This window comes from Massilia violaceinigra (assembly GCF_002752675.1).
Lineage (GTDB): Bacteria > Pseudomonadota > Gammaproteobacteria > Burkholderiales > Burkholderiaceae_D > Telluria_A > Telluria_A violaceinigra.
Window position 1 is genome coordinate 3,706,425 of sequence record NZ_CP024608.1, and the last position, 12,495, is coordinate 3,718,919.

7 protein-coding genes are annotated in these 12,495 nt (G+C 68.3%); 3 read left to right on the forward strand and 4 right to left on the reverse strand.

The window, feature by feature from the left end:
* Positions 1-5: 5 nt before the first annotated feature.
* Together CR152_RS16575 and CR152_RS16580 are read left to right on the forward strand one after the other, a co-directional pair.
* Positions 6-4,571, forward strand: a complete 4,566-nt coding sequence (locus CR152_RS16575; protein WP_099876151.1) for a two-partner secretion domain-containing protein — start codon at positions 6-8, stop codon at positions 4,569-4,571.
* Positions 4,540-5,289 (forward strand): FecR family protein, encoded by a 750-nt coding sequence (locus CR152_RS16580; protein ID WP_307718582.1) that lies wholly within the window; start codon positions 4,540-4,542, stop codon positions 5,287-5,289. The genes CR152_RS16575 and CR152_RS16580 overlap by 32 nt, the downstream gene beginning before the upstream one ends.
* Before the next feature lie 11 nt (positions 5,290-5,300).
* On the opposite strand, the gene CR152_RS16585 is transcribed toward CR152_RS16580, so the two are convergent.
* Genes CR152_RS16585 through CR152_RS16595 form a run of 3 tightly spaced genes read right to left on the reverse strand, consistent with a single transcriptional unit; the run spans position 5,301 to position 7,783 of the window.
* On the reverse strand, positions 5,301-6,224 hold the full coding sequence (locus CR152_RS16585; RefSeq protein ID WP_099876153.1) for a lipase secretion chaperone: 924 nt from the start codon (positions 6,222-6,224) through the stop codon (positions 5,301-5,303).
* Complete coding sequence (locus CR152_RS16590) at positions 6,221-7,111, reverse strand: peptidylprolyl isomerase (RefSeq protein ID WP_099876155.1); 891 nt, start codon at positions 7,109-7,111, stop codon at positions 6,221-6,223. The genes CR152_RS16585 and CR152_RS16590 overlap by 4 nt, the downstream gene beginning before the upstream one ends.
* Before the next feature lie 27 nt (positions 7,112-7,138).
* Complete coding sequence (locus tag CR152_RS16595; RefSeq protein WP_157778544.1) at positions 7,139-7,783, reverse strand: esterase/lipase family protein; 645 nt, start codon at positions 7,781-7,783, stop codon at positions 7,139-7,141.
* Between the two features lie 372 nt (positions 7,784-8,155).
* On the opposite strand from CR152_RS16595, the gene CR152_RS16600 reads away from it, so the two are divergent.
* Positions 8,156-9,139: an AraC family transcriptional regulator gene (locus CR152_RS16600; protein WP_099876159.1), complete on the forward strand. Its 984-nt coding sequence runs from the start codon at positions 8,156-8,158 to the stop codon at positions 9,137-9,139.
* Here the strand turns inward: CR152_RS16600 and CR152_RS16605 are convergent.
* Complete coding sequence (locus tag CR152_RS16605) at positions 9,136-12,432, reverse strand: ATP-binding protein (RefSeq protein WP_099876161.1); 3,297 nt, start codon at positions 12,430-12,432, stop codon at positions 9,136-9,138. The two genes, CR152_RS16600 and CR152_RS16605, sit on opposite strands and share 4 nt — an antisense overlap.
* Positions 12,433-12,495: the final 63 nt, after the last annotated feature.

Below are 12,495 nucleotides of genomic sequence, written 5' to 3' on the forward strand. Positions count from 1 at the left end.
AACAAATGACGATCCAGAACCATTTCCCGCGCTTGTTGAAGCGTCTTTGCCTGCCGCTGCTGCTGGCTTTCGGCGGCGCTCCCGCATCCCACGCCGCGCCCGGCTCGCCGCAGGTGGTGGCTGGCCAGGCGACGTTCGGGCAGCAGGGTAATGTATTTTCAATTACCAATACGCCCAACACCATCATTAACTGGCAGAGCTTTTCGGTGGGCGCCGGCGACATCACGCGGTTTATCCAGCAGGATGCCAATAGCGCCGTGCTCAATCGCATCACCGGCCAGGACCCGAGCCGCATCCTCGGCGCGCTGCAATCGAACGGCCAGGTGTTCCTGATCAATCCGAACGGCATTCTGTTCGGGCGCGACGCGCGCATCGACGTGGGCGGCATGACCGCCTCGACCCTGAACCTCAGCAATGCGGATTTTCTGGCCGGCAAGCGCAACTTCAACGGAACGCCAGCGGCCGGCGCCATCGTCAACCAGGGTGCGATCACCACGCCTGGTGGCGGCAAGGTATTCCTGATCGCGCCCAATGTCGAGAACAGCGGCATCATCACCTCGCCGCAGGGCGACGTGGTGCTGGCGGCCGGCCACAGCGTGCAACTGGTCGATTCAGGCAATCCCGACCTGCACGTGGTGGTGTCGGCCCCGGCCAGCGCCGCGCTCAACCTGGGGCAGGTGATTGCCCAGGGCGGCAAGATCGGCATCTATGGCGCGCTCGTCAAGCAGCGCGGGCTGGTCAGCGCCAACAGCGCCCAGGTCGGCGCCAACGGCAAGATCGTATTCAAGGCGAGCGCCGATGCGCTGCTCGAAGCGGGCAGCGTCACCAGCGCGACCGGGGCCGGCAAAGGCGGCGAGATCAGCGTGCAGGGCGAGCGGGTCGGCATGACGGGCGACGCCCGCATCGATGCCAGCGGCGCGGCCGGCGGCGGCACCGTGCTGGTCGGCGGCGGCTACCAGGGCGGCAATACGCTGGTGCGCAACGCGCGGCAGACGGTGATGGGCAAGGCGGCCTCGATCCGGGCCGACGCCACCGGCAGCGGCGACGGCGGCACCGTGGTGCTGTGGTCCGATGGCGCCACGCGCGCCTTCGGCAGCATTTCGGCCGCGGGCGGCAAGGGCGGGCTGGTGGAAACCTCGGGCTACTATCTCGACGTGAACGGCATCCGGGTCAAGACCGGCGCGCGCGGCACCTGGCTGCTGGACCCGTACGACGTGACCATCGGCGCCAACGGCAGCACCGACCTGCTGGACACGGTCGATGAATTTGTCGACACCCCGGCCAACACGATGACGCTGATCGATTCGTCCAAGCTCGACGGGGCAGGGGGCGCGGACAATATCGTGATCCAGGCCCGCCACGATGTGCTGATCAACGGCGCCATCACGCGGCCAGGCGGCACCACGGGCAGCCTGACGGTCGATGCGGGCAATAACATTTCCGTCGATGCCGGCATCACCACCTCGGGCGGGGCGCTGACCTTGAACGCGAATGTCGCGCCGTACGCGAGCGGCACCGGCACCGTGTCCATCAATGGCGCGCTCAATACCGGCGGCGGCAACCTGTCGTTCAGCGGCCATACCATCAGGCTTGGCAACAGCGCCAGCGCCCCGGTCAACAGCGGCAGCGGCTACATGGCCTTCGTCGCCAACGACACGTTCCAGCTATTCTCCATCGCGCCCTTGCAGGGCGGCGGCAACATCGATATCGTGGCCGACAACGTGCAGCTCATGGGCGGCATGATCGGACCAGCGCAGTCGCAACGTCCTATCGTGAGCATTGCCCCATACACCAGTAGCCGCGACATCGTCGTCGCCACGGGCGGCCCGACGGCATCGCTGATGCGCCTGTCGCCATTCGACCTGAACCCGATCCACGCGCAGGAACTGATCATCGGCTCCTCTGCGCATGCGGGCAAGATCCTGGTCGCCGCGCCTCTGGGCGGCCAGGCCACCCCGGCCGAGATGACCGTGCTGCGCCTGCGCACCCAGGGCAACATCGAGGTGAACGCGCCCATCGCCCTGGCGGCCGGCGGCGGCACCAAGCTGGCGCTGGAGCGCGCCGGCGTGACGGCGGGGCTGATCAATACCGGTTCCACCGGTACCCTCAGCGCCGACCACGTGGTGCTCATGTCGGACAATATCAACATCGGCGCCAACATCACCGGCAGCGCCGGCGGCCAGGTGGTGCTCAGCCCGGGCAATCCCAATACCAATATCCACCTCGGCAACAACGCCCTCGATGCGACCGGACGGCTGGGCTTGAATACCAGCGAGCTGACCAAGATTTTCGCGAACCAGTTGAGCATCGGCGGCGAACTGGCGCAGACCGGCGCGGTCGACATCAACGGCGAGCTCAATCTGGCCAACCTGACGCCCGCAAGCAAGCTGAAAATCGACGCCGGCAATGGCGCCATCAACCTGCTCAATTCGCTCATCACGCCAGGCGCCTTGCTGCTCACCGGTGCGAGCGTCGGCAACAGCACCACGGCGCCGGCCCGGGCCGGTGCGATCGCGATCCTGACCAGGCAGCAGACCGGCTCCGCGTCCACGCCGTTTTATACGCAGACGGCGTTCCTGACTGCCACGAACATCGCGGAGACGGGCAACGGGCCGATCAATATCAGCAATACCGGCACGCTCGACCTGGGCAGCGTGGTCCAGAGCGGCGGCAACAACACGGGTGCCATCACGATCGCCAACAAGGGCGGCATGACGGTACTCAAGGATCAGCCAGGGACGACCAGTCCGGTCATCGTCAGCAGCCTCGGCGGTCCGATCAATCTGTCGACCCAGAGCCCGCTGACCATCAACGGCAGCGTGGCGTCGAGTGGCGGCGCGATTGGCTTACAAGCCGGTAATGGCGGCGTCCTGACCATCGGCACCAGCGGCAGCGTGGCATCGGGCGCGGGCAACATTTCCATGGTGGCCGGATCGATCGTGAACGATGGCAGCGTCAGCGCCACCACCGGCAATATTTCGGTGAGCGCCGCCTCGCTCAGCGGCAGCGGCACGATTGCCAGCTCCAGCGGCGCGGTGACCGGTGTGCCGGCGGCCGTGCCCACCATCGACGCCTGCATCGCCACGCCCACTCTGGCTGGCTGCGGCCCGGTGCTGGCCGACGCGGTGAGCGCCTGTACCGCCGATCCGGCGCTGCGCTACTGCGCGGCCGTGCTGCCTAGCATTGACACCTGTACCGCCAATCCCGCCACGCCGGGCTGCAGCGTGGTGCTGCCGTCGCTCAGCGCCTGTATCGCCAAGCCCACCACGACCGGTTGCAGCGCAGTGCTGCCGAGCCTGGCCGTGTGCACCAGCGCGCCATCGACCCCGGGCTGCAGCGTGGTGCTGCCGACCCTGGCCCAGTGCGTCGTCAATCCTGCCCAGCCCGGCTGCGCGCAGGTGCTGCCCAGCCTGAACACCTGTATCGCCGCGCCGGCCACCAATGGCTGCACTGCGGTGTTGCCGACCCTCAGCGCCTGCCTGGCGACGCCATCGCGCGCCGGTTGCGTGGCGGTGCTCCCGACCCTGGCCGCCTGCGTGGCCAGCCCGACCCAGGCCGGCTGCAGCGTGGTGCTGCCGTCGCTGGCGGCCTGCAGCGCCAGTCCCGGCTTGCCCGGCTGCTCGGTGGTGCTGCCGAGCGTGGCACAGTGCGTGGCCGCGCCGACCCAGGCTGGCTGCGCGGTGGTGCTGCCGACCCTGACCCAGTGCATTTCCGCCACCAGCCTGCCCGGTTGCAGCGTGGTGCTGCCGTCGCTATCGCGCTGCGTGGCCAATCCGGCCACCCCGGGCTGCGCGGTGGTGCTGCCATCGCTGAGCCAGTGCGTGGCCAATCCGGGCGCCAGCGGCTGCACGGTGGTGCTGCCGACCCTGGCGCAGTGCGCGGCGAATGCGGCCGTGCCGGGTTGTAACGTGGTACTGCCGACCCTGAACCAGTGCGTCGGCAACGTCGGCCTGCCGGGTTGCGGCGCGGTGCTGCCGAGCTTGCAGAATTGCGTGGCCAATCCGGGCACGCCGGGTTGTTCGGCGGTGTTGCCGACCCTGGCGCAGTGCAGCGTGACGCCATCGCTGGCGGCCTGCAACGTGGTCTTGCCGACCGTGGCGCAGTGCACGGCCGCGCCTGGCCTGGCCGGGTGCGTGGCGGTCTTGCCGCCGATTGCGCAGTGCGTCGCCACGCCATCGGCGCCGGGCTGCGCGGTCGTGCTGCCGGGCCTGAGCCAGTGCGTGGCCACCCCAAGCGCCGCCGGTTGCAGCGTGGTGCTGCCGACCGTGGCCCAGTGCGTGGGCAGTCCCGGCCTGCAAGGCTGCAGCGTGGTGCTGCCGCCGATCAATAGCTGCGTGGCCAATCCGGCGCTGGCGGGGTGCGCCGTGGTGGCGCCGCCGCAGCAGCTCGCCGACGGCGTGGTCAAGGAAGTCATCGTCAACACGGTCAACGCCATCAACAGCGTGACGCCATCCGGCGACAGCACGGCGCCGGAAAAAGTGGCTGCCAAGGAAGACGGCGCGCAAACCGCCGATACGAGCAACATTAAAGGAGACGCCAGTGAACTGCGCAAAAAGACGTACTGCAACTAAGGCGCTCGCGGGTCTCCTGCTGGCCGGGTCCTTCGGGCTGGCGTGGGGGGCGCAGGTGGCCGGTACCATCGTCAACCTGAGCGGTCCGCTGATGGTCAAGAAGGCCGATGGCAGCGTCAAGGTGCTGGCCTTGAAGTCGGAAGTGGAGCAGGGCGATACCCTGGTGTCGGAAAAGAACACCTATGCCCAGATCCGCTTCATCGACAACAGCGAAATCACCTTGCAGCCGGGGACCACGTTCAAGGTGGAGGCGTTCGCCTACGAGGCCGGCAAGCCGGACGCCGACAGCGCCAGCTTCAGCCTGATCAAGGGCGGGCTGCGCTCGCTGACCGGCTTGCTGGGCAAGCGTAACAAGGAAAAGTTTTCGCTCAAGACGCCGAGCGCCACCATCGGCATTCGCGGCACCACCTTTATCGCGCAATATGTGCCGATGGGGGCCGGGTCAACCGGGCTGGCGCGGCCGGGATCGCTGCAGCCCGGCTTGTATGTGTCGGTGATCGATGGGATGATTTCGATGTCGAATGCCGGCGGCAGCATGAATTTTTCGGCCGGACAGTTCGGCTACACCCCGAATACGCTCAAGCCGCCGGTCATGGTGCCGGTCAATCCGGGCATCAGGTTCACCCCGCCGCCGATGTTCAGCATGCAGACGGGGCCGGGTGCGCAAAATACCAGCGCGTCGGGCAAGGCGGCAGCGGTCGACTGCGAAGTGAGGTAGCAGGCTGCGGCTTATTGCTTGTTCTGCGCGGCGCCGGCTTGCTGGCTGCGCAGGCGCTCCAGGTTATAGGCGCGCGCGGCCGGCATTTCCTGTTCCGAGTACAGCCCGCGCAGCAGGGCTTCCATGTCGGCGCCCGGCTGCGCGGCGGCGAGGAAGGTCCGGCTGCGCTGCTCCCAGTCGGACTGCACCAGTTCCGTGTCGTGCAGCTGCTGCGCGCGGTCCGTTCCGAGCACCTGTGTGCGCAGGGCGGCGACCCGCACCTCGGGCGCGCCCGCCTTGCGCAGCGCGGCAACGTCGTCGCGCAAGCGGTCGAGCGCAGGATCGGCGGCCACGCCGCGTTCCTGCGTGTGCGCGGTGCGCGGCGCGCCCGGGCGCGTGGCCGCCAGGTCGGCGCGTATCTGTTTTTCTTCTTCCCGATACAGCGACCCGGCAAGCTGCTCGCCGAAGTGCGCCACGCGCAGGGCATGCAGCTGGTTTAGCGCCAGCTCGGGCGTGAGGGCGGCGTCGGCGCGCTGGCGCTCGCTTAGTTCCGTTTCCGCGTCGCGGTAGGCGACGTAGGTGCGCAGCAGCCGCGCAAGCTGCTGCGCTGCCTGCGCCGGCAGTCCTGCTGTCATGTGCTGCTCGATCTGGTCCACTTCCACCCGCCCAGGATGGTGCGGCAGCCCCGCCAGCAAGACGTCGAGCAGGGTACTGGTGCGTTCGTTGATGGCCAGGCTGCCATCGGCCGCAAGCGGGAACGATGGCGGATTGGCGCGCTGTTCCGGCACGGCGCCGAACACCGGGCTGGCCTCGGCCAGGACGGTGAAGCTGCGCTCGACCGCCTGGTCGGTGCGCTCGCGCGCCGCGGCGGGCGGTTCGATGTCGGGCTCGCGGTACAGCATCAATCCGGCGGCCAGCAGGGCTGCGGTGCAGGCAAGCGGGCCCTTGATGCTCATTGCGCAGCTTCCTTTTGCGGCGCGCGTTCGGCAGTCAGACGGATGTCGGCGCGCGTCTTGAGTGCCTCGATCCGCTGGCCGAGGCGTTCCTGCATGATCTGCATGCGCAGGCCGGCACGCAACTCGTCGAGCGGCGGCTTGGGCAGTTCCTTGGTGGCGATCAGTTGCACGATCTGCCAACCGCCTTGCGGCAATGCCCGCTCGATGGCCTGGCCGTTCGCCATGCCGGCTATCTGCGGCGCCAGATCGGTGTCCATTTGGGATGCCAGCACCCAGGCCGGCGCAGCCGGCCGCGCATTGTTCGACCAGCGCCTGGCGACCTGCGCAAAGCGCTTGCCTTGCCGCAGTGCCGCCAGCGCGGCGTGCGCTGCCGCTGGCGTGGCCACATCGACGCTGGCGATCTGAAACTGGCGCTCCGCCGGTACGCCCTGGTAGCGCTGCGCAATGTCCTCGTCCGTGACGGGAATGGTGGACAGCATGTGGCGCACCAGGTCGCGCTGCAACAGGGTTTTGTAAGCGAGTTCCGCCTCCGCCACGATGTCCGCTGACTGATGCAAGCCAAGTTTCACCGCTTCCTGCGCCATCAGTTCCAGGGTCACCAGTTCGCCCAGCACCGCCTTGCGGTCGAGCGCCGCGCGGGCGCTGGCGCGCTCCTGGCGGTCCTGCGCGTTTTCCTCATCGAAGGGGTTGGGACGGCCGGCGTTGGCATCCATGAGCGCGTCGAGCAAGGCCTTGCGTACGGGCTGGTCGCCGACCTGCGCGACCGTTTCCTGTGCCGGCGGCGCGGCCGGGGTAGCGGCCGGTGTAGCGGCATATGCACCCGGCAACGCCAGCAGCAGGACCAGACAGTGGCGGCCCACGCTGGCCGAGGTGAAATGAAAATCCATGGCTGATCCTTGTGCTGGTCGATCGTGTTACGGCAGTTGCGCGCGAACCTGGTTGTACACGCTGGCGTCGGTCAACATCGAAATATGGCCGACACTGGCCGTCTGCACGCTCACGCCGCACTGTGCATTGCGGGCCGGCAGGATGACGCCGTCGTTGGCGGACCACAGCGAGCGGTCGCAACCGGCGCCGGCGAGCTGGGTGATGAACGACGAGCCAGGCCGCATGTCGTAGCAGGCGGGGGAATAGCAACCGTAGGCGCTGGTGGTGCCCTTGTGCGGCGTGCCCAGGGTGATGAAGCGGCGCATGCCGGCCGCTCCGCCCAGCTTGGCGCGCTGCCAGCGCACCACCAGGCCGCCGTTCGAGTGCGCGATCACGCTCACAGGCTGGTTGCCGTTGTTGGCGCGTACGGAGTTGATGAAGCTGTTGAGCGAGGCGGCGCTGGTCCGGTCGCTGCTCATCATGGAGTTGTAGTTAAAACCGTACAGCTTGGAGCGCGGATAGCCGCTGGCGGCAAAGCGCGCGGCCATGGCGTCGAAGTTCGAGGACGAGCCGCTGTAGCCGTGCACGAAAATCACCGGTTCCTGGGCCATGGCCGCACCGGACAGTACGACGCCTGCTGCGAATAAACCAAGTGCGAGCGCCGATGTGGCGGCTCGGAATGAATGTCGCATGTATATCTCCGTTTGTTGTGGATCAGTAAATGGGGCTTGTCGCGCTTGCGAAGACCAGTGCGCGCTTTCACCCGGGGATGAGCCTGGCTGACTTTGCGCTGTTCTTCCGACAACGTTGTTGCTCACTATAAGCGGCGTGGTCAGACCACGCATACTCCGGGCAGGCCAATTCGCTCGCTTTGGCGGCCATGCGGCGCGGGTGTGGTACCGATGACAACAAACCAAAAGAGTTGTTTTGGTAGCAATTCATTTGTAGTATCATGATGGCAAGGCGGCAGAGCGCCAAGGCGCGCCGCAGCCGTTTCCGCAGGCCAGAAAGACGAGGTTCCCATTACCGTGACGATATCCAGACCGACCGTGTCAGCAGCATGGGTGAAAGGGATCGTCGAGCTGATCGGCGAGCTCGGTCTTGAGCCGCTGGCCCTGCTCGAGGAAGCCGGCATGCCGCTGGACGAACTCGACGACGCCGACGGCCGCTTCGACAGCGCCGCCGTCTCGGCCTTGTGGTCGCTGGCGGCGCAGCAGTCCGGCCACCCGCATCTGGGCGTGGCGCTCGGAGGCGCCGCCAAGCCGGCGTGCTTCGGCGTGGTGCTGCACGTGATGATGTCCAGTCCCGACCTGGGCACCGCGCTGCGCCGCATGGCGCAGTACGTCCCCATCATCAGCGGCGCCGCCCGCTTCATCCTGACGCAAGACAGCCAGGGCTGCGGCCTGACGCTCACGCTGGGCGACGGCGCGCCGGGCGACCGCCATGATTTCGCGTTGCTGATGATCGCCAACCTGTGCCGCTGGCTGACCGGGCGCGATCTGCGGCCGCAGTCGGTGGAACTGGCCCACGCGCGGCCGGCCAACCTGCTGCCCTACCTGGCGGCCTTCGGCTGTCCCTGCCATTTCGGCGCCAAGCGGTATCGCCTGAGTTTTTCGCCGGCCGACCTGGGATTGCCGCTCATGACCGGCAACCCACTGCTGACCGAACTGCACGAGCGCTTCGCCAACGAGCGCCTGGCGCGCCTGGGCGACGCGCGCACCACCCGGCGCGTGCGCGAACTGGTACTCGATTGCCTGGCGGACGGCGAACCGGCGCGCGGCGATGTCGCCCGGGCGCTGTGCATGAGCGAACGGACCTTGCAGCGCCGCCTGCAGGACGAGGGCACGTCGTACGTGCAGCTAGTGGACGCGGTGCGGCGCGAGCAGGCCGCGCATTATCTGGATCAGACCAGTTTGTGCTTCACCGAAATCAGCTACCGGCTCGGTTTCGCCAACCAGGGCACCTTGTTCCGGGCATGCAAACGCTGGTTCAACGTGTCGCCGGGGCGTTATCGCGAACGTCACCGGGCCGGGGTGGAGACCGGTTAATCTCTTGCGTCGCCGAGGTTGAGCAGCGAGATGGTCAACTGGCCGGCGATCAGCATCACCGTCTCGACGCGGTTGGCGGTAAAAGCGTTGCGGGTGGCGCTGTTCTCGAGCAGCAGCACGGCGTGCAGCAGGTGGTGCGTGAATATCGGCACCGCCAGCAGCGAACATTGACTCCAGCCTGAAAAATACAGATCTCGCGCAAAGCGGTCATCCTGCAGCGCGTCGTCGAGCAGCAGTACGTCGCGCGCGCGTTCGATGTGGCGCAATACCGACAGGGGCAGGGCAGGGGCGTGCTCCGCCTGCCCGATCGGCACGATCAGCAGCTTGACGGCGGTGGCACCCGCGAGCGAACAAAGCAGCTCGCAGGTGCGGGTCTGCAAGCGCGCCAGCGTGGTTTCCGCACTCAGGGCTTGGGACGCCATCAGTACGGCCAGCAGGTCGACCTTGTCCAGCGGGGTATCGGCGGCATCGGCCGCGCGCCGCGCCGGGGCGGTGGCGGTGCGCAGGAAGGCGTGGTTCGCGCGCATGGCGCTGGCCTTGGCCGGGGCGCCCCACGCTTCGTAATGGCGCAGCGCTTCGGCGAGCAGCGACGAGCCCACGTAATGCAAGCCCTGCGCCAGATAACACAGGCCGGCGCGCTCGGTCATCAGTGCGCGGTGCCATGGCCGCCGGTGCGCGCGCATGGCCAGCAGGCCCTGGTCGAACAAGCTGGCCGCGGCGGCGCCGTCGCCTGTGGCCCAGGCGCGTTCGGCGTCGATCCAGCTCACCAGATGGGCGAAATTGCGCGGCGCGTCGGCTGCGCGCAGCGCCATCCAGTCGCGGCAGGCATCCAGTTCGGGCAGGACGCCGGCGGCGGCATGCGCACCGCGTGCCAGCGCAAGGGCCCGGAACAGATAGCCCAGCGCGGCCGGATAGATGCCGGCAAAGGAGGCCAGCAAGGGCATGGCGGCCGCGGAGTGGCGCAGGAGCGCGTCATCGTCGCCGAACAGCAGGGCGGCATGGGCGCGCGCCAGGCGTGCGGTCAGCGTGTCCGGGTCCCCCGCCAGCGCCGGGAAATGGATATCGATATCCCCGCGCACCACGTCGAGCAGGTAGCGATAGCTGCGCTGAATGCGGCTTGCGGTGACATTGCCGCCACGCGGCGTGCCCGCTTGCGCCTCCGTCAGGATCGCGGCGACGATGGCCAGGGTCGGCGCGCATTCGAGCTGCGCCACGATCTCGACGTGATAGGTGTGGGCCGCATATTGCAGGTCGCCGCTTTGCAGTAGCACCTGGCGCGCCTGGCGCGCGTGGGCGATAGCGTTTTCCAGCGGCTCGACCCAGTGCAGCGACGCCAGCGCAAACACGTGCTGCAGCCACGCCGCCTCGTAGTCGTAGCCGCGCGCCTTGCCGATCGCCTGGGCCTTGATCAGCACCGCGTGGCCGGTGCGGTAGTCGCCGCGCTGCTTGAACAGGATCGGCAGGGTACCGAAGGTCTTGAGCAGCGCCGCGCAGGGGCCATGCTCGATCCACATCTGCTGGTAGCGCACCAGCAGCCCGACCAGGCGCCTGTCGTTGGCGTAGTAGGTCGCCATGGTGGTCAGGTGCAGCAGGGTGCCGACCGCGAGCACGTGTGGATCGGTCGGCGCGGGGCGCTGCAGATCGGCGTCCAGCGCGCCGCTGTAGGCCCATGCGGTGATGGCGTCGAGCCCGGGCGCGCCGTTGTCGGGCGCACTGTCCGCGAACACGATGCCGGCCCGGACCAGCAGGGCGATGCCGAGATCGATCGCCTGGGGCAGCAGGCGGCGGCCGGTCAGGCTGTTTATCTGCACCGAACTCGCTTCGATCAGGCTTGTCAAGTCGCTTTCCTGCGCGGCGATGCGCGCGTAGACGTCATCGGCCTCGGCATGGCGCCCGAGGCTGCACAGGCAGGCGTGCCAGGCGCGCATGAGCGCGGGCAGGGCGCCATCGCTGCCCATCAGGCGCACGGCGGCGCCCAGGAAGCGCTCTTCCAGGGTGTAGTCGGCCTGGCTTCTCGCACCGGCTGCCGCTCGCCCGAACAGCGTGGCGACGCGCAGGCGCTCTTGCGGGTCCGGCACGCTGTCGCCGAGCGCAAGATATTGTTCGGATGCGCCGGCTTCCTGGCCCGCGCGCCCCAGCAGGCGGCGGCCGATTGCCAGGTGCAGCGCCTGGCGCTCGTCCGGCGGCATGCTTTCGTAAATCACTTCCTGCACGCGGTCGTGGCATAAACGCAGGCTGCGTTGCGTCTCCAGCACCAGGCCATCGGCGAGTGCCGGTGCCAGGCTGCGCGCATCGAGACCGGCGGCAAGCGCCAGCACCTGCGCATCGACCGCGCCGCCCAGGCAGGCAAGCACTTGCAGCATCCGGCGCGCGTCCGCTGGCAGGCTGTCGATCCGCAGCGCGAGCAGGTCGGTCACGTCGCGCGCGGCGATGAAGGCACGGATGGGGACCGTGTCATCAGGGGCGCCAAGCAACCCTTGCTTGCGCAAGGCCTCGACCAGCTCGATCGTTTCGAAGGGGTTGCCGTGCGTGCGCTCGCCGATCAGCGCGGCCAGGCCCGCGCAGCGCGCCGGCTCCATGTGCAGCAGGGCGCCGAGGAAGGCCGCCAGGCCCGTCGCCGCCAGGTTGTTCACCTCCAGCGTGGCGCACGCGCGCCAGCGCACCAGCATGGGATGCAGCGGGTGTGCGTCGCCGACTTCGTCGTTGCGGTAGGCGCCCACGAGGAACAGGCCTTGCAGGGTCGCGTCCCGCAGCAGGACGTCGAATGCGGCCAGCGCGGCGGGACCGGCCCACTGCAGGTCGTCGATCACCATCACCAGCGGGCGTGCGGGCGACACCACGGCGCGCAGCAGGTCGAGGACGGCATTGCGCATCCTGGCCTGATGCAGGGCCGGGTCGGTGCAGGTGGCGTCGTGGCAGCCGAGCAGCAGGGAGAATTCGGGCAGGGCGGCGGCGATCAGGCCGGCGTTGCTGTCGAGCGCCGCCAGGATGCGCTCGCGCTGCTGGACCAGCGCCGCTTCGGGTTCGGCGAGAAGCAGGCGGCCGAGCGCGCGCATGGCTTGCACGATGGCCGATGGGGCATCGTGCCGGTACTGGTCGAACTTGCCGCTGACGAACCAGCCGCCCCGCTCGGCCGCCATGGTGGCCAACTGCGCGAGCAGGGCGGACTTGCCGGCACCGGCCGCACCGGCAACGAGCAAGCCGCCGCCTGCGGCAAAGGCGCCGCGCAGCGCGCTGATCTCGGCGGCGCGGCCGATCAGCGGCGCGGAGTGGCCATGCGGCAGTGTGTCCATCGTGTCCTTCTCGAAGCGGGCGGCAAAAAGAAAACGGCCTCTGTCCAGATGACTGGAGAGAGG

Excerpts from the sequence above, each read along its gene's own strand:
- CR152_RS16605 (WP_099876161.1), bottom strand. The coding sequence starts at position 12,432 with ATGGACACACTGCCGCATGGCCACTCCGCGCCGCTGATCGGCCGCGCC.
- CR152_RS16585 (WP_099876153.1), bottom strand. The coding sequence starts at position 6,224 with ATGAGCATCAAGGGCCCGCTTGCCTGCACCGCAGCCCTGCTGGCCGCC.
- CR152_RS16575 (WP_099876151.1), top strand. The coding sequence starts at position 6 with ATGACGATCCAGAACCATTTCCCGCGCTTGTTGAAGCGTCTTTGCCTG.
- CR152_RS16595 (WP_157778544.1), bottom strand. The coding sequence starts at position 7,783 with ATGCGACATTCATTCCGAGCCGCCACATCGGCGCTCGCACTTGGTTTA.
- CR152_RS16590 (WP_099876155.1), bottom strand. The coding sequence starts at position 7,111 with ATGGATTTTCATTTCACCTCGGCCAGCGTGGGCCGCCACTGTCTGGTC.